This is a genomic window from Streptomyces sp. NPDC030143 (genome assembly GCF_055573695.1).
On record NZ_JBVIAY010000007.1, the window covers coordinates 321,794 to 339,393 of the forward strand.

Consider the following 17,600-nt stretch of genomic DNA (forward strand, 5'->3'; position numbering starts at 1 on the left):
TACTGGTTCCACTACAAACAGGTCACGCACCCTCGACAGACCAATGTGAGAGGGGTCACCCTGTCATTCATCCACGCGGGGAGGCATGGATGGGCAGGAGCCGCAGAACGATTCCGGAAGAGCTTCTTCTGCTGGCGTTGGACCCGACCACGGGTACCACCGCACAGCCGCAGTCGCTCGACCTTGGTCTGGCCGGAGCACAGCTAGTGGAGCTGGCGCTGGCCGGACGGATAGCCCCAGACGGGGATCGTATCGCCGTGGTGTCCCCACGGCCGACTGGAGATCCGACTTTGGACTGCGCGTTGGAGTTGCTGCGAAGGCGCGGCGCTCCCGTACGGGCCGTCCACTGGATCGGCGGGCCGCGTCTCGGGCTCCGCCAGACCTACCTCTCGCATCTGGAGCGGTGCGGCATGGTGCATGCCGTGGCGGGCCAGATGTGCGGAGTGCTGCCGACGACTCGCTACCAGGCGACGGACACCGACATCAGCCGGGAGATCAGAGCCCGACTGGATTCCGCGATCCGCACCGGCGTGCCGCCGGACCCGCGGACCGCGGCGCTCGCCGCGCTGGCGCACGCGGTCGGTCTCGGCAAGCACCTGTATCCGGGCAACGAGGGACGCTCGTCCCGCTCCCGGCTGCGGGACCTGATCAGGCACGACCCGATGGGCGGCCTCGTGGCGCACGCCGTGATGGACGTCCAGAACGGCGCGGCGGCCCAGCCGCGCCGCAGCCCGGCCCAGGCCGGCCGTCAGGCCGGACCGGGAGTCAGGCCCGCACCGGAGCCCGCCCGTGGCGTTCCGGCGCAGGCGCACCGCGGTTCCATGGCGCGCGTCGTGGCCCACTGAGCCGCGGTCACCCGACGCGCCCGTACGGCAGACAGGCAGGACCCCGTACCACTCGGTCGTCCCGTACGACCCGCATGTCCCGCACGACCCGCACCACCTGTCGACCCGTTCGGGAGCCGCAGCGGCCCGCGCGGGGTGGTGGTGCCGTGAGTCCCCACGACACACGGCATCAGCGCCCCGCGCGGACGCATGTCAGGGGCACCCCTGTTCGGCAGCCGCGCCCCGAACTGGCGTGTACAGGCCGCATATCCACCGTTTTCCAGCGGTAGGAAGCACCTTGGTGGCAGTCTGCTCAACAGCAGATACGCAAAGTGTCAAGTACAGGCATGCAGCCGGAGGTGCACGTCCCGTGGCGTCCAATGTCAATCCGACCGTCCGGCGACGCCGGCTGGGGCAGGAGTTGCGCAAACTCCGCGAGGACAAGGGTATGACGGCAGAACAGGTCGCCGACCGCCTGCTGGTGTCCCAGTCGAAGATCAGCCGCCTGGAGAACGGACGCCGCAGCATCAGTCAGCGTGACGTCCGCGACCTGTGCGGGGTGTACGAGGTCGAGGACCCGCGGATCGTCGAGTCGCTGATGCAGATGGCCAAGGACTCGCGCCAGCAGGGCTGGTGGCACGCCTTCGGGGACATCCCCTACAGCGTGTACATCGGCCTGGAGACCGATGCCGAGTCGTTGCGGATCTACGAACCCCAGATCGTCACCGGCCTGCTGCAGACCCGGACGTATGCCGAGGCCATCATCCGCGGAACCCTGCCCGAGACGCCGGATTCGGAGATCGACAAGCGCATCCAGGTGCGCATGCGACGGCAGGAACGAATCACCACCGACAATCCGCTCCGGCTGTGGGTGGTGCTGGACGAGGCCGCCCTGCACCGCGTCGTCGGCGGCCCGGCGGTGATGCGCGAGCAGTTGGAACACCTCACCGAGATGTCGCGGCTTCCCCAGGTGACGGTCCAGGTGCTGCCGTTCGGCGCCGGCGCCCATCCCGGCCTCGCCGGGCAGTACACGATCCTGGAGTTCGCCGACGCGGCCGACTCGAGCGTGGTGTACATCGAGGGCGTCACCAGCGACCTGTACCTGGAGAAGGCGCACGATGTGCAGCAGTACTCCGTGATGTACGAGCACCTCAGGGCGCAGGCGCTGAGCGTGGAGGACTCGCGTCGCCGGGTCGAGGACGTGGCCAAGGAGTATGCGCGGTGAGCGTCGACCGGGAAGGGTCGCGCATCGTACACCGCCGGTGTGCTCCACTGGAAGACTCACCTGGAATATGCCATTCGGTCGAGTGAATGGCTGCTCCGGATGGCGGGGCGGGCGAGTAGCGTCAATCACGCCAACGATCACCGACGTTGGCGTAAAACCCTGCCGTGAGCCCGCGTTCGGGTCCGCGGCGGGGCGACCGTGACTCGCCAACTGGCTCACCGGAGTGAACATGGCAATTCTGCAAGGCGCCACGGAAACGTGGACGAAGTCTTCCTACTCCGCCACCGGCGCGTGCGTGGAGGTCAAGTCCCCCACGTGGTCCGCGCTGAACGTGCGGGACTCCAAGGCCCCCGACGGGCCCCTCCTCGCCTTCCCGGCCGAGGCGTGGAACGCCTTCGTGGCGTCGGTGAAGGAGTAGGGCCCGGTTCGACCCTCGCGCCCCGCACCGCAGAAGCCCTCTCGACAAGATCGCCGTCCTTGCCGAGGGGGCTCGGCTCGTCCCGGCCCCGCCCGGCCCGAACGAGCCGGCCGGGAAGCCGAGCCGGAACGAGCGGGCCGAGCGGCAACGAGTCGGCCGGAACGAGCCGAGCCGGAAGCCCAGCCGGAACAGCCCGGCCCGCCGTCGGCTATCGCACCGGGAACGCCACGTCACACACCGGGTCCTGCGGCCCCGCCGCGGCCCAGTCGGCGAAGTAGATCTCCCGGCACGGGCCGTCGAGCTCCAGACCCTCCCGCTTCATCCACGCCTCCACCGCCTCGAAGGCGGCAAGGATCTGCGGATGGCCGACCTGCGCCTTGCGGATCCGGGTGAACGCCAGTCGCCGGGCCGGCTCCACGCGGGCGGTGACCTCCCGCCCCCTTCCCTGCCCGGCCGCCCATGCCCGCGCCGCGGCCTCGTCGGCGACGGGCATGCACGACTCCGCGGGACCGTCGCTCTCCATGGACACCTCGGCGTGATAGACGACGAACGGCGCGCCGGTGATCCCGCCGCAGGCCGCCGCGCCCTCCTCGAGGCGCCCCAGGGACGCGCCGATCCACGTCGGCAGTTCGTCCGCCAGGGTGTGCCGCTTCTCGGCGAGCACCAGCTGCGCGGGCACATCCACCGTCTCGACCTCGAACCTGTCGTACATCTCGGAGCTCCTTCCCGACAGTCGTCCACGGAGGTACTCGGCGAGGGTGCGCCGGGCCGCGTGCCGCGACTCGACGTCCGCCCAGTAGGCGGCGAGCCGGTCCGCGGCCGCGGTGCCGTCCGCCGCCCCGACCACCTCGGCGATCCGGGCGAGCGGCATGTCCAGCTGCCGCAGCAACGCCACCAGCCGGGCCCGCTCGATCTGCCCGGCGCGGTAGTAGCGGTATCCGGTTCCCTCGTCGACCTGCGCCGGAGCGAGCAGCCCCAGCCGGTCGTACAGCCGCAACGCCTTGGCGGACAGGCGGCTGCGCCCGGCGAACGCGCCGATGGTGAGCAGCTCCTCGTCGTCCCGTCGTGCGGCGTCCGTCATGCCGTCCTCCGTCACCGGGCGGCCCTTCCGCCCGGTGACGAGGAGACTCGGGCCTGCCCCAGGGTCAAGGTCAAGCAGGGCTCAGCCGAGGCGGGCCTCGATCGCGGCGACGACCTCGGCCGACTCGGGCTCGGTCTGCGGCGAGAACCGCGCGACGACGGTCCCGTCCCGCCCGACCAGGAACTTCTCGAAGTTCCAGCGGATGTCCCCGGTGTGCCCGTCACCGTCGGCGACCTCGACGAGCCGCTCGTACAGCGGGTGCCGGCCCTCCCCGTTCACCTCGACCTTCTCGGTCAGCGGGAACGTCACGCCGTACGTCGCCGAGCAGAACTCCGCGATCTCCTCGGCGTTGCCGGGCTCCTGCCCGAGGAACTGGTTGCAGGGCACGCCGAGTACGGTGAAGCCCTTCTCGGCGTACCGCTCCTGGAGCCGCTCCAGGCCCGAGTACTGCGGGGTCAGCCCGCACTTGGAGGCCACGTTCACGATGAGCACGACCTGGCCCGCGTACTGCGAGAGGTCAGCGGATCCGCCCCGAAGGGCGCCGATCTCGACGTCGAGGGGAGAGGTACCGGCATCTGTAGTCATGCCGCGAGCCTAGGGGGTGTGCCGAAGGTCCCGCACGGCACCCACGGCGCCCGGCACGCCGTCTCGCCGCACCGGCCGAAAGCCCGAGTACCTCCAGTACGAGCGATTTCGTCCGGCACGCCGAGAGCACGCACGGGACACCGCGGGCCGCACAGGACTTTCGGACCCCCCCCCGGGGCCTGTCGTCGCGATCAGGTCGCCCCCGCGTCTGCGGCGTGACCCGAACGGCAGACCCCTGGCCGCGCGACGCGACTCGCCCCCTCACCCGCATCCACCGCGACCGCCCCCTCACCCGCGTCCACCGCGACCGCCCCCTCACCCGCGTCCACCGCGACCGCCCCCTCACCCGCCGACACCACGGCGCCGTCTCCGCCCGCCTCCACGACGACCGTCCCGGCCGCCGTCCGCGTGTACAGCACCGTTCGTCCCGCCCTGCGCCGCTCCACCAGTCCCGCGTCCAGCAACACCCGCAGGTGCCGGCCCACCGACCCCAGCCCCTGGCCCGTCAGGGCGACCAGCTGAGTAGTCGTCAAGGGGCGAGCGAGCAGGATCAGCACGCGAGCCCGCGCCGCTCCCAACAGCGCGCTCAGGGCGGCCGTCGGCGTTCCGGCCCGTTCCTCCCCACCTCCGGCGAGGGGCCCCATGCACGGGTACACGACGGCGTACCGCCCCGGGCCGCGCTCCTCCCACGACACCCACCCCCACCTCGGCGTCACCGGCACGAACAGCAGCTCCGCCCCGGAGATCTCCCGGGGCGGGTACTCGTGCAGGTTGACCTGGAGGCGGCTCTCGCCGAGCCACCGCGTCCTCCCAGGCCGCAGCGAGTCCAGCACGGTGGCCCAGCCGCCCCGGCTGACCTGCGCCGTCCGGGCGACGACGTCCGCCTCCAGCACCCGCCGCCGGCGTTCCCAGTACGGCGCCACGGCGGTCTCCCACACGTACTCCAGCAGCGTCGCCGCCCGCCCGGGCAGGTCGTCGTGGTGGCGCAGCGCGTCCGGCAGCGGCCCGCCGAGGGAGGTCCGCAGATGGGCCCGCGCCTCCTCGGGCGGGGCGGACCGCACCCGCGCGACCCCGGCCTCGAAGCTCTCCCCCTCCCTCGGCGTCGGCGTGAGGAAGTCGGCGATCCAGTGCCGTCCGAGCCCGGCCCGTACGAGCAGCGCGGTCACCGGGTCGGCCGCGAGGCGCTCGCGGTAGCCGGGCAGATGCGTCCGCAGCCACGCCGACTCCCCGGGGTGCGCGGCGCCTCCCTTGTGCAGCAGCTCCAGGCTCGCGAAGGCCTCCGCGAGCGGCGAGATCACGAACCGGCTCCCGGCCAGGGTGTCGGCGTTCACCTGCCACCAGCCCACGCGCACCGCCCCCCTCACGACCTTTCGCGCCCCGGCGAAACACTAACCACCGCCCCGGACCCCGCCGGAGACTCCCGGCATGACCGGCACTTCTCCACCCGACCTGCGCGACGGACGCGCCCCCCACGGCTACCGGAACCTCCCGCGGACCCCCGAGTTCACCCCTCTGCTGCTCTCCTCCGCCGCCCACACCGCCGCCCAGACGGTCGCCGGGCTGGCCCTCGCCACGCTGGTCTACCGCGCCACGGACTCCCCGCTGCTGTCGGCGGTGAGCATGTTCGGCCCGTCCCTCGCGCAGGTCCTCGGCGCGACCTTCTTCCTCTCGGGCGCCGACCGCCTCCCGCCGAGAACGGCCCTCGCCGGCCTCTCCCTCGCCTTCGGCGCGGCCACCGCCGTCCTGGCGCTGCCCGGCCTCCCGGTCGCCGCCGTCCTCGCCGTCGTCCTCGCGCAGGGTCTGGTCGCCGCACTCGGCGGCGGAGTCCGCTGGGGTCTACTGAACGAGATCCTGCCCAAGGAGGCCTACCTGCCCGGGCGTTCGGTGTTCAACATGACGGGCGGTCTCATGCAGATCGCCGGTTACGCGACCGGCGGCGCCCTCGTCACGGCCCTCTCCCCGCACCGCGTCCTGCTCCTCGCGACGCTCCTCCACCTGGCCGCGGCCCTCGTCGCCCGCCTCGGACTGACCGCCCGCCCGCCCCGCGCCACCGGACGCCCCTCGGTCGCGCGGACCCGGCGCACCAACGCCCTGCTCTGGTCGTCCCGCCCGCGCCGCCTGGTCTACCTGGGCCTGTGGCTGCCCAACGGTCTCATCGTCGGCTGCGAGGCCCTCTTCGTGCCGTACGACCCCGGCGCCGCCGGCACCCTGTTCGCCTGCGCGGCGCTGGGCATGCTGGTCGGTGACCTCACCGTCGGCCGTCTCCTGCCGCCCGCCGTCCGCACCCGCGCGGCCACCCCCCTCCTGCTGCTCCTGGCCACGCCGTACGTCGTCCTCGCCCTGCGCCCGCCACTGCCCGTGGCCGCGTTCTGCGCGGCGCTCGCCTCCGTCGGCTTCGGCGCGAGTCTGGTCCAGCAGGAACGGCTGATGGCGCTCACCCCGCCCGAACTCAGCGGCCACGCCCTGGGGTTGCACTCGGCCGGCATGCTCACCGCGCAGGGCCTCGCCGCGACCCTCACGGGAGCCCTCGCCCAACTCACCACACCCGCCACCGCGATGGCGGTGACGGCCCTCGCGTCGATCGCGGTGACCCTGTCCCTGGCGCGGGCCGCGACCACCCGCGACGGTTGATGTGCGGGGTTCTCCACAGGGGCGCCCGAGCGGCGTCGGGCTGTCGGCCGCTCCGGCTAGGGTCGGCGGTATGGATCAAGGGGAACTGATCGCGGAGTTGGAACGGGCCGGGCGCGACAAGGAACTGAGGGCGCGGATCGTCCGTCGTCTCGCCGAGCCGGGCGCCGCCGCCGCGCCCGGGCTCGTCGCCGTGCTCGGCACGGTCGGCCGCGAGGCGATGTGGAGCCTGCGGGACGCCCTGCGACTGATAGGCCCCCCTGCCTTCGACGCCGCGGTCGCGGCCCGCGCCAGGGCGGAGAAGGTGCCCGACTGGTGGGAACTGGGCCATGTGCTGCGCGGCTTCGACGAGCGGTGCCTGCCCCAGTACGTCGCCACGCTGGCGCACCCCATGACGGACCTGCGGCGCCAGGCGCTGTGGGGGCTGCAGAACCTCGGGGCGGCTGCCGCCGACGCCGTGGTGGAGGTCATTCCGTTCCTGAACGACCCGGACCGTTCCCTGCGCTTCCAAGCCGAGAAGACGATCCGGGCCATCGGCGGACAGGCGGGCCCCGCACTGCGCCGCATCCGCCGCGAGGGCCCCGGCCACCTGCGCCGGCACGCGCTGAGCGCGCTGGCCCTCACCGGCGGCGAGGCCGGACTCGACGAACGCGACCGGCGCGCCCTGGAGCGGCTCGTCCGGATCAAGACGGCCGAGGACACCGCGGAGAACCTGCCGGAGCACCGCTGGCTGGCCGTCCCCGGAGCGGCGTACGAGGGCCTCTTCGAGGCCATGGGCCTGCACGACCGAAGGCCGTGCACGGTCGCGATGGGGCTGTCCGCGATGGCGGACGACACGGCCGTCGTGGTGGGCCCCGACGGCGCCGCACGCACGGTGTACCGGGTGTTCGTCACGCCCGAACTCGACGGCTGGCGGCTCGTCTACGCCGACACCCCGCTGTGGGAGATGCACTGGAACGTCGAGGACCTCCTGTGCCGCATCAGCGCCGCGTGTGGCCAGGCCCAGTTCTTCTTCCAGGACGACCACAGCGACTCGATGGTGTGGATCGTCGCCGTCGACGGCACCCTGCGCCGCGGCTACTGGCGCTACGGGGAGCCGGAATGGAAGGGCGAGCCCATGGACTGGGAGGAGCCCGTCGACGCCGACCCGGACTTCGACCCCGAGGACGGGCACCGCGAACCCAACGCCACCCGGGAGTCCAGCGTCGACCGCGCCGCCGTCCACCTCTCCCTCGCCCCTGCCGGGGTCACCGGCGACACCCCCCTGCGCGGCCACGGCTGGCTCGCGGTCACGGAGGAGGGCGTGGGCCACGGCCCGTTCACCGGAGTGCTGCGCATCTAGGGCCCTTCTGATGGATCTCCGCGGCGTCGCGACGCCCGGCACGCACTCTCGCCGCACCGCGCGAAAGCCCAAGTAGCGCCGCTACGAGGACTTCCGCGCCGCACGCCGAGAGCACGCACCGGACGCCGCTCCTTCTCCCACGGAGATCCATCAGAAGGGCCCTAGTCCACCGGGGTGCGCAGGGTGCCGGGCACATAGGGTGCGCCGGACCCGCCGGATGCGCCGTCGGCGCTGTCGGATGTGCCAGGCACGTCGGCGCTGTCGGATGCGCCAGGCCCGTAGGACGTGCCGGACGCGCCGGATCCGCCGTATCTGCCGGAGTGTCAGATCTGTCGGAGGTGTCGGATTCGCCGGACCCGTCGGACCGTCGGATGCGCCGGTTCCGGCAGGTCGGCCGGTCCTTCGAGACAGGACGGCGGGCAGGACCCGCATACCCCCGGCGTCGGCGGGGCGGCGGCGTCGTCGGCGCTGCGGCGGACGTCCCGTCCCGCCGCCCGGCACTGCTCCACCGCCCCTCTGGTCCGTACCGGCGGGGTCCGGCCGTCGCAGGGCGTGTGGCGTCCGCCGGGGCCGGGACCGCTGCCATTCTCGTCGTCCATGGATGTCAGCACCTTCTACGCCCTCTTCTCCGCCACCTGCTTCACTCTGGTCGGCCTGTGGTGGAACGTCGTCCAGAGCCATACCGACTGGATGTGCGACCCCGCCCTGCGCCGTGTCGTCGGAGGGATCTACCTGTCCTTCCTGCTGCCCGCCCTGATGGGCCTGTTCGCCCAGGTCGGCGGCACCGAACAGCCGCAGGTCTGGCGGGCGGCCTTCATCGCCCTCGCCGTGATCGGCTGCGTGTGCACCCTGCGGCTGCTGGCCCGTGCCCGCGGCGACCACTTCGTCACCTGGCAGCAGGCCGGCGCCGCACTGCTGTACGCCCTCATCGCCGCCGTCGGCGCGTTCCCCGAACTCGCCCGCCACGTAGAGCTGCGCCCCATCCAGGCCGAGGCCCTCATGCTGATCGCCCTGATCGTGCTGGGCCACGCCCTGGTGTGGCGGTTCATGGCGGGGGAGGGCCGCGCCGCCGAAGCCTGAGGGTGGATCTCGGGACTGGGGTTGTGGCCGCCCGCCCGGTCGGTCTGCGGGGTGGGGCGGGGCGAGCGCGTCAGGAGTGGACTGCCGACGGGGAGCCGTCGCCGCAGACGGCGGGCAGGCGGTGAGCAACACGGCGCCGGCGGGCCGACGCGCCGGCCGACTGGGCGACCTCTACCGCTCTGCCGCCGTACCGCGCCGGGCCGGGAGGGGCATCGACGTCTTCGGCGTGCGTGTCGACGGCCCGCCGGTGCCGGTGCCGGTGCCGGTGCCGGTGCCGGCGCCCCGCGCCAAGCCCTGCGGTCCCTCGCGGCCGTCGCCGCCGGCGACCCACACGGATCCCTCCCGTCCCTCGCCTTCCCCCCTCACTCCTCCTCCGGCGGCGACGATTCGAGGAGCCGCTCCGCGATGTCGTCCGCCCACTCCTGTGCCCAGCGGCGGAGCTCGCCGATCGCCCGGTCGTCGAGACCGTGGGCGGCGAACTCCGTGTCGTCGATCAGCTCCGCGCCGGTCAGGCGAGTCTGGAGGTCGGTGAGGTCGAAGGTGTCCCGGGCGTGACGGCGGCCCAGTTCCTCCAGCTCGGGGTGGCTCCAGCGCTCCGAGGCGGCATGGACGTCGATGAGGTCACGGGCCAGGCCGCGATCGGTCAGTGCCCGGACCCTGGTGCCGACGACGTCTTCGAGGGAGAGCGTCAGCCCGAGTTCCGTGTGCACCGGCGGGCGCCAGAGCACCTCCTTGAGGACGAAGAGCGCGCACTCCTCCCCGGTGTCCGGATCGGTGACGGTCAGTCGGCCGAAGAGCGGATCCGTCTCGACCCGCACGACGAGCCACCCGCGTGCCTCCAGACCGGCCCGGACCGTGGCGGCGATGTCCTCCATCCCGGCCGGACTCTCGGTGGCGACGTCCACGTCCTGGCTGGTGCGGTCCACCAGGCCGTGGGCTCGGGCGGCGAAACCGCCGCTGAGCGCCAGCGGGTAGTCCCGGCCCGCCGCGAGAACGTCGGCCAGCAGACGTCGACGCGGGTCGGCAGGGTTCACGCGGCGACCCGAGCGCGGGCGGACAGGTCGCCGCCGGCCGCGTCCCCGACGCCGCGGAGGTCCGGGCCGATCCGCGGGCGCGGCGCCGGAGGCCCGGCGACGGGCGCCGGCCCGGACCGTGCCGGGCGCAGGGGCAGCCGTCGGACGTACGTCACGCGGCGCAGGTCGCACGGAGAGGGCGGTGAGGCCATGAGCCGATTATCGTGCGCCGGCCCTGTCCGTGGCGGTGACCGACATGGACCGGCGCCGATGTCGGCCGTGCACGCCGCGGAGCACCCGCCCGCAGGGGCACCGGCACCGTTCGTCCGGGAACGGGGACCTCGCCGCGAAGCGCCGCCCGGGATGCCCGCCTCCACGTCGCGCGGGAACGCCGGCTACCGGGCGTCGGTCACCCGCACCGGCATCGCGTGACCCACCCGGGGACGGTCTCCGTCCGCACCTCCTGGTGCCGGTGGTGCCGGTGGTGCCGGCGGCGCCGGTCGGCGTCCTGGCGGCCTTGTGGCCGGCCCGGCGGGCGGCCCGCCTGAACCTGCTGGAGGCGATCAAGGCGGAGTAGCCGGACGGCACCGGAGCAGCCGCACGACGCAGGGGCCGCCGCTCCCGGGCCGGGAGCGGCGGCCCCTACCCGTTCAGGCGTTCCCCGACCCGGCCGGCGCCCTGCTCATCGCCGTCATCGCCGGCGGAGAGTGGCGCGTCAAGGTCCGTCGGACCGTTTACTGGGCTCGGTTCTGGGCAAGCACCGGGTTCTGGGCGGGGGTGTCGGCCGGGGCCGGGACGTCCTTCCCGGCGTCCTCCGGCGCGCCGAACCAGGCCACCGCGACTGCGCCCGAGACCGCCAGGACGAAGCCGGTCACCGCCAGCCAGGCGAAGCCCGGGCGTGAGGCGTCCCCCAGCCACCAGACGCCGATCATGCCGGGCAGCACGGTCTCGCCGACCACCAGCGCCGCCGTCGCCCCGTTCACCGAGCCGATCTGCAGCGCGACGGTGTGCAGGTACATGCCGCCGATTCCGGCGACCAGAATGGCGTACAGGGCCGGGTCGGTGAGCAGCGTGCCGAGGTCGAACGGATCGATCCCGTTCAGCACTCGCACGCCCACGCCGAGCGCGCCGAAGCCGAGACCGGAGAGCAGACCGGCCAGGATCGCGGCCCGAGCGCCGAGCAGCCGGACCAGGACCGTGCCGCCCGCCATCAGTAGCAGTGAGATCGTGAGGAGCCACCAATGGGTGGTGATCGGTGTGTGCCCGCTGCCCTCAGGGCCCGCCGCGCTCGCGAGCAGCACCAGCGCCGAGCAGACGACTGCGACCGAGGTCCACTCCGCCCGGGTCAGCCGGATGCCGAGCAGCTTGACGCTCAGGACGGCCGTGATGATGAGGTTGGCGCTGATGACCGTCTGGGAGAGGAACAGCGGCAGCAGACGCGCGGCGAGTGCGCCGAGCCCGAAGCCGACGAAGTCCAGGACCGTGCCGACGATGAATTCCCAGGTCATCGCGGCCTGGGCGGTGGAGGAGAGACTGGGGCCACCATGCGCGGTGACCTGTCCGGTGGTGTGCCCGGCGGCGGCCGCCTCGCGGCGGGCCGACTTGCGGGAGCCGACGGCCTGGAGGACGGAGCCCGTGCCGTAACAAATCGAGGCCGCAACGGCGGTCAGGAGTCCTATGAGCACCGAGCACTCCGTTCAGGGGGGTGGTTCCTGGCTGTTCTCCCTGCCAGACGAGGGATCGACCGCCCGCGTTGCGTGGACCGGGTCTGCGTCGAGATGGACGTGAGCCGGCATCCCGCTGGGGACCCGGCGTAACGATCAAGCGGAGATGCCCGCTGCGTGTTGGGTCGCAGCAGGCCACGGGCTGGGACCGCCACAGCGGAGACACCGTCACTGCGGCCGAACAGGACCATCGGCTGCTGCCGCCCCGGAACGCCGGATCCGTTGGATGCGGGCTCTCGGAACGGGTTTGAGCCTGGTGTTCGCCATGCTGTGGAACCTGCTGATGGCCAATGCCACGGCCACGACGAACAGCGCGCCTACCCGAGAGAGGTAAACGCTCTGGTCGGACACTGTGCCCCCGGCAGGATTCGAACCTGCGACACCCGCTTCAGGAGTTTTCTCCGGGAGGGCCTACGACCTGCGGAGACGCTCGCTTCAGGTCGCCTGGTCTGGGGAAACCCTTCTCCGTAGTTCTCGTGTATTCACGGGGTTTCCCGGCCAGATGTGTACTGGATACGTTCCGGCTGGGGCCGGTCGGTAGAGGGCAATTTTCGGAGACGCCGGCGTGCGTGGCACCAGGAGTAGCGTGGCAGGTGCGAGGCGGTCCCGTTGTCGCACCTGCCCTACAGACGGGTGGTCCTCATGACCAGCTCGGATACACCTCCTGTTCCCCGGCGTCTGCCCAGCGGTGTCCACGAGGCTGTGCGGCCGGGTTGTGCGCTTCTCCGGCTGGAGACGACCGCATCACGTGAAGGTGTCCTCGATGGTGCGTGGTGGCCGCGCTCGCGCGACATGGGCGCCGAGCTGCCCGCGCTGCTGAGTGCCCTCATCGCCCACCTCGGCCCCGTGACCCGCGTGGGGCTGGACACCGCGGCTTGGGAGGGTCTCCCGACGCGCATCCTTGTGGACGACCGCGTGGTGCACATCGATTCCTTCCCGGTCGGTGACGACACGGTCCTGATCACCCGGGGCGACCGGGACATCTTCTCGCTCCTGGTGGTCCCGCCGGACGTGGCACCGGACGCCGCCCGCACCGCGATGGCCCAGGCGGTCCGGGCGGACAACATCAGCCAGGCGGAACAGATCCTCATCGACACCGGGAGCGGGCGCGGTTCGTCGGGCTGACGGGTCACCGCCGGGATCGACCGGCGCAACGGTGTCGGACGGCGGGGGCGAAGTCAGCCGCGCCACTCGACCCTGAACAGGGTCGCGTCATCGGTGGTGTGTGCGACCCGCGCCTGCTTGAGCGTGTGGAGCAGGGATCGCGTCGCCGCCCGGATGCCAAGGCTCTCCAGTTGGATCACGCGGTCGATCCGGTGGTCCTCCCCGGACTCTCTCGGAGCGGTCCGCGTGCATTTCGGCAGAACCGATTCCGGCCGGTGAAGCGGATCCGCTGATCGCCGATGAGTGCTCGACACCTGGCCGGTCAAGCCGCGGTCTCGGTGATGAGGACGGCAACGGTGACGGGGCCCGGGGCGTCGGCGGCCGTCGCGTCGGCCACGGCGGCCCGGACGGCGCGCGCGACTTCCAGGGGATGGTGTCCGGGGGCAACGGCGAGGTGGACCTCCACACGCCGGCCGGGTGGGTCGGCATGGTCCTCCATCTTGACCGGGCGGCTCCCCAGCACGGCGGTGAGGCCGGCGACGCCCGGAACACCCGTTGCGACGTCCGCCAGATCCCCGACGGGCCCTCGCGGGGAGCCCGCTCCGGTCACGGGGAACGAGCTCCGTGCGGCTGCGGTCGTTGCTGCGGGTGTGCTTTGCGGCGTGAACGTCATGGATGTAGCGACAGTCCGCGCTTTCGTACCTGTCCGCGGGACCTCATGGAAATCCGTGACGCGCAGGTCGGCTGTCACGGTGGCCAGGCCGAGTCGTCGAGCGGCCGCGTCCAGCAGTCTGCTCCTCAACTGGTCGGCGGTTTCGGGCAGTGGCTCGCCGAGTGATGCCGAGAAGGCGGCTTCGATCCTGAGCGGGCCCGGCGGCATCGCGCTGGCCGGTGGACGGACGGCCGGCTCGGACACGGATTCGAGCGGCGCCGGCCCGATGCGCAGAGACTCCAGTCGCACCCCGGGAATCTCGTTCGCGGCCCGCCCGAGGGCCTGGACGGCCGCTTGCTCGGTGATCCATGTCCCGTCGGCGGGCCCGCCCAGCGGGAGCAGCCGACCCTGGCCGAACATGTGCCGTACCGCCTGCGTCCCTGCTTCGGTCTTCACCGGTCTCTCACCCTCTTCCAGGCGACTTGTCCGCCTCTCGCGCCTCGCAGTGTTCAATTCCGGCAATACACCCTAACGTGATTATAATCTTAGAAATAAGGACCAGATGGGCCTCTCAGGGAGGAATACCCCGATGGCCGAGATCACCGGCGCAAGGCGCAGTGGCGCTCCCGCTTCTCGTGGCCGGACGACGGTCGCCGATGTGGTGGTGGAGAAGATCGCCGGAATGGCGACACGGGACGTGCCCGGCGTCCATGCCCTGGGCAGCGGTTTCGCCCGCTCGATGGGGACCATGCGGGAGCGGATGCCCGGCGCCGGCAGCGGCAAGTCCGTCACACGCGGGGTCAGCGTCGAGGTCGGAGAGCTGCAGGCGGCCATCGACCTGGAGATCGTCGTCGACTACGGCGTCTCGATCACGGACGTGGCCGGTGAAGTGAGAGAGAGCGTGATCTCCGCGGTGGAGCGGATGGCGGATCGCGAAGTCGTCGAAGTCAACATCACGGTCAGCGATGTGAAGCTCCCCGACGAGGAGGACGAAGGGGAAGAGCGGCAGCGGATCCAGTAGCCGGGGCGCAGCAGCCCGTGTGAGCGAAGGAGCGCGTGATGAGCAGAGCCGTGGTGGGCCTGATGGCCGGGATGGCGCTGGGTTTCGCCGCGTATTTCGGTGACTTCTGGGCGTTCCTGCTGGTTCTCGGGCTGGGTGCCGTCGGTCTCGTGGTCGGGCGGTTCATGGAAGGCGATCTCGAACCGGGCGACTTCGTCCGCCGCCGGGACCGGCAGGAGCGGATCCGCGATGACCGGCGACGGGTTCGGGGAGACTGGCGGCAGTGACCGGTGAAGCCGATCGGCGTCCGGGCATTGCCGGCGGGGAGCGCGGAGCGATCACCGTCGCCGACCGGGTCGTTGCGAAGATCGCTTCCCACGTGGCGCGCGAGGCGCTGAGCCGGTTCCCCGAGTCGGTCGGCCACGTACCGCCGGGCCGCCGGACGCCCCACGTGACCACCTCCGTGCGGCGGGCACCGGAGCGGCAGACCGCAGGGCGGGACGGCGAGTCCGCCGCCGGACGGCAGGCGGCGGTCGGCGAGGCACGGCTGCGCATCACCGTCGAGCTCGGCTACCCGTCCGACATCGGGGCGCAGTGCGCCGCGGTTCGCCGGGAGGTCACCGAACGGCTCAGGACATGGTCCGGTATGGACGTGTCACATCTCGTGGTGTCGGTCGGGCGACTGCACTCGGCGCATACGCGGCACGCGGGCGAGGAGAGGGTGAGATGAGCGCGAACACCCGTCGGCGGCCGGCCGGTGACAGCGGCCTTCCCCCCGGACTCGGAAAGGCGGACCCGCCCGCTGACGGCAGCCGGGGCAAGGAATCGACGACAACCGACTCGACACCGGCGGTCGAGGCATCGGACCGGCGGGTGCGCCGTTTCTGGTCGACGCGGCGGATTCCCGCGGCCTTGGCGGCCCTGCTGTCCGCCGCGGTCACCGGACTGCTCCTGTACGACGTGGTCTCGGTCCGGGCAGGCCGGTCTGCGATGCGCTGGCGGCGGCGGCTCGCCGAGGAACTGGCCACCCGACCACTGGACGACGTCTGGATGATCGTCGGGGCCGCGGTGGCGATGGCTCTCGGCCTGTGGCTTTTCCTGCTGGCGGTGACGCCGGGACTGCGCAGGCTGCTGCCCATGCGGCGGCCCGCCGGTATCCCCGGGACAGGGGAGGTCCGCGCCGGGCTCGACCGCCGCGCGGCCGGCCTGGTTCTGCGCGACCGTGCCGTGCAGGTACCCGGTGTCCAGTCGGCACAGGTCGCCGTCGGCCGTCGGAAGGTCAAGGCCCGGGCGCGCGCCCATTTCCGCGATCTCGAGGAGGTTCGCGCGGACCTGGACGCCACGCTGGGCGAAGCCGTGACGTTCCTGGGCCTCGCCCGGCAGCCCACGCTGACCGTGCGCGTCCGGCGTCCGAAGGGCTGAGGTGATCCCGATGCTCAGGACGGTGAACCGGGTGCTGCTGGGGCTTTTCGGCCTCGGACTGTTCGCCCTGGGCGGCGGTGTGCTGCTGGGCGGGCTGGACCTGCCGCGCCGCTGGGACTTGGGCATGCCGGGCTGGTGGCCCTTCCGCGGGCCCGACGACGTGGTGCTGGGCACCGAGGGACGCACCCGGTGGCGGGAGGAAGGCTGGTGGTGGCCGAGCGTCATCGCGGTGCTCGCCGTGCTGCTGGTCCTGCTGTTGTGGTGGCTCCTCGCCCAGCGCAGGCACCGCCTGGGCGGCGTCCTCGTCGGAAGCGGGGACGGCGCGGCGGCCCGGCTCGACGGCCGTGCACTGGAGGACGTGATCGAGGCAGAGGCGCGGGACCTGGACGGGGTCGCACGGGCTCATGTACGACTGACGGGCCGAAGCACCGCTCCGGCCGCGCGCGTACGGCTGGTGCTGGAGCCGCACGCCGATCCGGCGCGGACACTGGGGCGACTGAGCCGGGAAACACTCGCGCACGCGCGGGACTCGGCCGGCCTGGACAGCCTCCCCTCGAAGGTCCGACTCGAAGAAGTCCGCCACCACGCACGACGCGCCGACTGATCCCCGGGGAGGACTCCCGACGGGGACCCGGTCAGCCCTTCCGAGGGAGAAGGAGAACCGGCCCCCGGGGGGGAGGGAGATCTGGCCCGCAGCGCAGGTCTTCACGAGTGCCCCAAAGCCATCCACGCCGCGGTTTCCCTCAAGGGAGGCATCCCGCCATGGTCCTCTTCCTGGCCCTGCTCGTCGCCGGAATTGCTCTGATCGCCATCGGGGCGGGCGTCGACGGCATGCTCTATCTGTCCTCCGCCGGTGTACTGCTCCTCATCGCTGATCTGCTCTACCTGGCGGCCCGCTCCGCGTGGCGATCTCCTCGGCGCCCGGCCCGCTGAGGCCGCGCCCCTCCCGGTCTCGTCGCACGGAGCAGACGGTCGGAGCCCGTGTCCATGAGCAGTCGTTCGGTCTGCGGGGAGGGGTGGTGCAGCCTCAGGGACGCGTGAGTCTCGGCGGCGTGCCGTGACACGTCGAGGAAGACGCGCAGGCCGTTGCTGTCACAGCGGTCGACGGTGGTCAGATCGACGTCGATGAGGGTGATGCCGTCCTGCAGGCACCGCTCCAGAGCGGCGCGCACCTGGGGCGCGGTGGCGGGGTCGATCACACCGGCCAGGGTCAACAGTGCCCGCCTGTCCCGGTCGTGCCGGTAGATGTTCAGCTGCGGAAGAGTCATGACGCCTCGGTTCGGATGCTCAGATGCCTCGGTCCACGGGTCCAGGCCGCTCCTCGCCCGGCCCGGGGCCCGGGTGTACGCCCTGGGCACGCGTCGCCGCGGACTGAGCCGATGGTTCCGAGGCGCGGCCGGGCTGACGGTGGGGCGCCCGGATGATCACCCGTGGTGCGTGGCGCGGCTGCGGCGCGCAGCGGCCGCGGCGGCCGGGCCGGGGGGCGCTGTACCGGTACGCGG

General features: G+C 72.4%; 21 protein-coding genes. 13 read left to right on the plus strand and 8 right to left on the minus strand.

All coding sequences use genetic code 11. The features are described 5' to 3' along the window. Positions 1–89: 89 nt before the first annotated feature. The 3 genes from ACZ4YY_RS15770 to ACZ4YY_RS15780 all read left to right on the plus strand — a co-directional run bounded on the left by ACZ4YY_RS15770 (position 90) and on the right by ACZ4YY_RS15780 (position 2,467). Positions 90–845 (plus strand): GOLPH3/VPS74 family protein, encoded by a 756-nt coding sequence (locus tag ACZ4YY_RS15770; RefSeq protein ID WP_468289374.1) that lies wholly within the window; start codon positions 90–92, stop codon positions 843–845. A 349-nt stretch (positions 846–1,194) separates the two neighbouring features. Further along, positions 1,195–2,049 carry a helix-turn-helix domain-containing protein gene (locus tag ACZ4YY_RS15775; RefSeq protein WP_468289377.1) on the plus strand — a complete coding sequence of 285 codons (855 nt, stop codon included), beginning with the start codon at positions 1,195–1,197 and terminating at the stop codon, positions 2,047–2,049. A gap of 229 nt (positions 2,050–2,278) precedes the next feature. Next, complete coding sequence (locus tag ACZ4YY_RS15780) at positions 2,279–2,467, plus strand: DUF397 domain-containing protein (RefSeq protein WP_468289380.1); 189 nt, start codon at positions 2,279–2,281, stop codon at positions 2,465–2,467. A 208-nt stretch (positions 2,468–2,675) separates the two neighbouring features. On the opposite strand, the gene ACZ4YY_RS15785 is transcribed toward ACZ4YY_RS15780, so the two are convergent. The 3 genes from ACZ4YY_RS15785 to ACZ4YY_RS15795 all read right to left on the minus strand — a co-directional run bounded on the left by ACZ4YY_RS15785 (position 2,676) and on the right by ACZ4YY_RS15795 (position 5,479). Continuing rightward, on the minus strand, positions 2,676–3,548 hold the full coding sequence (locus ACZ4YY_RS15785) for a MerR family transcriptional regulator (RefSeq protein WP_468289382.1): 873 nt from the start codon (positions 3,546–3,548) through the stop codon (positions 2,676–2,678). An 81-nt stretch (positions 3,549–3,629) separates the two neighbouring features. Beyond that, entirely contained in the window at positions 3,630–4,133 is a 504-nt protein-coding gene (locus ACZ4YY_RS15790) for a glutathione peroxidase (protein ID WP_468289385.1), read from the minus strand. A 191-nt stretch (positions 4,134–4,324) separates the two neighbouring features. Beyond that, the gene (locus tag ACZ4YY_RS15795; protein ID WP_468289388.1) at positions 4,325–5,479 is read right to left on the minus strand and encodes a winged helix-turn-helix domain-containing protein; all 1,155 of its coding nucleotides are present in this window, start codon (positions 5,477–5,479) and stop codon (positions 4,325–4,327) included. Positions 5,480–5,558: 79 nt separating this feature from the next. Here ACZ4YY_RS15795 and ACZ4YY_RS15800 point away from each other — a divergent pair, with 79 nt between their 5' ends. The 3 genes from ACZ4YY_RS15800 to ACZ4YY_RS15810 all read left to right on the plus strand — a co-directional run bounded on the left by ACZ4YY_RS15800 (position 5,559) and on the right by ACZ4YY_RS15810 (position 9,183). Then, positions 5,559–6,764 (plus strand): MFS transporter, encoded by a 1,206-nt coding sequence (locus tag ACZ4YY_RS15800; RefSeq protein ID WP_468289391.1) that lies wholly within the window; start codon positions 5,559–5,561, stop codon positions 6,762–6,764. Between the two features lie 70 nt (positions 6,765–6,834). Continuing rightward, on the plus strand, positions 6,835–8,103 hold the full coding sequence (locus ACZ4YY_RS15805) for a HEAT repeat domain-containing protein (RefSeq protein ID WP_468289394.1): 1,269 nt from the start codon (positions 6,835–6,837) through the stop codon (positions 8,101–8,103). Positions 8,104–8,700: 597 nt separating this feature from the next. After that, positions 8,701–9,183, plus strand: a complete 483-nt coding sequence (locus ACZ4YY_RS15810; RefSeq protein ID WP_468289397.1) for a hypothetical protein — start codon at positions 8,701–8,703, stop codon at positions 9,181–9,183. Between the two features lie 362 nt (positions 9,184–9,545). Here ACZ4YY_RS15810 and ACZ4YY_RS15815 read toward each other — a convergent pair whose 3' ends face one another. Then, positions 9,546–10,217: a nucleotidyl transferase AbiEii/AbiGii toxin family protein gene (locus ACZ4YY_RS15815; protein WP_468289400.1), complete on the minus strand. Its 672-nt coding sequence runs from the start codon at positions 10,215–10,217 to the stop codon at positions 9,546–9,548. 713 nt (positions 10,218–10,930) lie between these two features. Continuing rightward, on the minus strand, positions 10,931–11,881 hold the full coding sequence (locus ACZ4YY_RS15820; RefSeq protein WP_468289403.1) for a hypothetical protein: 951 nt from the start codon (positions 11,879–11,881) through the stop codon (positions 10,931–10,933). A gap of 681 nt (positions 11,882–12,562) precedes the next feature. On the opposite strand from ACZ4YY_RS15820, the gene ACZ4YY_RS15825 reads away from it, so the two are divergent. Then, the gene (locus tag ACZ4YY_RS15825; protein WP_468289405.1) at positions 12,563–13,045 is read left to right on the plus strand and encodes a DUF5994 family protein; all 483 of its coding nucleotides are present in this window, start codon (positions 12,563–12,565) and stop codon (positions 13,043–13,045) included. Positions 13,046–13,098: 53 nt separating this feature from the next. Here ACZ4YY_RS15825 and ACZ4YY_RS15830 read toward each other — a convergent pair whose 3' ends face one another. Both ACZ4YY_RS15830 and ACZ4YY_RS15835 read right to left on the minus strand, forming a co-directional pair. Further along, entirely contained in the window at positions 13,099–13,224 is a 126-nt protein-coding gene (locus ACZ4YY_RS15830) for a hypothetical protein (protein WP_468289408.1), read from the minus strand. Positions 13,225–13,346: 122 nt separating this feature from the next. Continuing rightward, on the minus strand, positions 13,347–14,096 hold the full coding sequence (locus ACZ4YY_RS15835; protein WP_468289484.1) for a hypothetical protein: 750 nt from the start codon (positions 14,094–14,096) through the stop codon (positions 13,347–13,349). A 169-nt stretch (positions 14,097–14,265) separates the two neighbouring features. Here ACZ4YY_RS15835 and ACZ4YY_RS15840 point away from each other — a divergent pair, with 169 nt between their 5' ends. The 6 genes from ACZ4YY_RS15840 (at position 14,266) to ACZ4YY_RS15865 (ending at position 17,031) form a co-directional block, all read left to right on the plus strand. After that, entirely contained in the window at positions 14,266–14,697 is a 432-nt protein-coding gene (locus ACZ4YY_RS15840; RefSeq protein ID WP_468289411.1) for an Asp23/Gls24 family envelope stress response protein, read from the plus strand. 38 nt (positions 14,698–14,735) lie between these two features. Further along, positions 14,736–14,963, plus strand: a complete 228-nt coding sequence (locus ACZ4YY_RS15845; protein WP_009321523.1) for a hypothetical protein — start codon at positions 14,736–14,738, stop codon at positions 14,961–14,963. After that, positions 14,960–15,406, plus strand: coding sequence for an Asp23/Gls24 family envelope stress response protein (locus tag ACZ4YY_RS15850; protein WP_468289414.1), 447 nt, complete (start codon positions 14,960–14,962; stop codon positions 15,404–15,406). The genes ACZ4YY_RS15845 and ACZ4YY_RS15850 overlap by 4 nt, the downstream gene beginning before the upstream one ends. Further along, complete coding sequence (locus ACZ4YY_RS15855; RefSeq protein WP_468289417.1) at positions 15,403–16,098, plus strand: DUF6286 domain-containing protein; 696 nt, start codon at positions 15,403–15,405, stop codon at positions 16,096–16,098. Before ACZ4YY_RS15850 ends, ACZ4YY_RS15855 begins: the two co-directional genes overlap by 4 nt. Positions 16,099–16,108: 10 nt before the next feature. Further along, entirely contained in the window at positions 16,109–16,702 is a 594-nt protein-coding gene (gene amaP / locus ACZ4YY_RS15860; RefSeq protein ID WP_468289420.1) for an alkaline shock response membrane anchor protein AmaP, read from the plus strand. A 158-nt stretch (positions 16,703–16,860) separates the two neighbouring features. Next, on the plus strand, positions 16,861–17,031 hold the full coding sequence (locus ACZ4YY_RS15865; RefSeq protein WP_468289423.1) for a hypothetical protein: 171 nt from the start codon (positions 16,861–16,863) through the stop codon (positions 17,029–17,031). Here the strand turns inward: ACZ4YY_RS15865 and ACZ4YY_RS15870 are convergent. Further along, positions 16,980–17,366, minus strand: a complete 387-nt coding sequence (locus ACZ4YY_RS15870; RefSeq protein ID WP_468289425.1) for an STAS domain-containing protein — start codon at positions 17,364–17,366, stop codon at positions 16,980–16,982. The two genes, ACZ4YY_RS15865 and ACZ4YY_RS15870, sit on opposite strands and share 52 nt — an antisense overlap. Between the last annotated feature and the right edge of the window lie 234 nt (positions 17,367–17,600).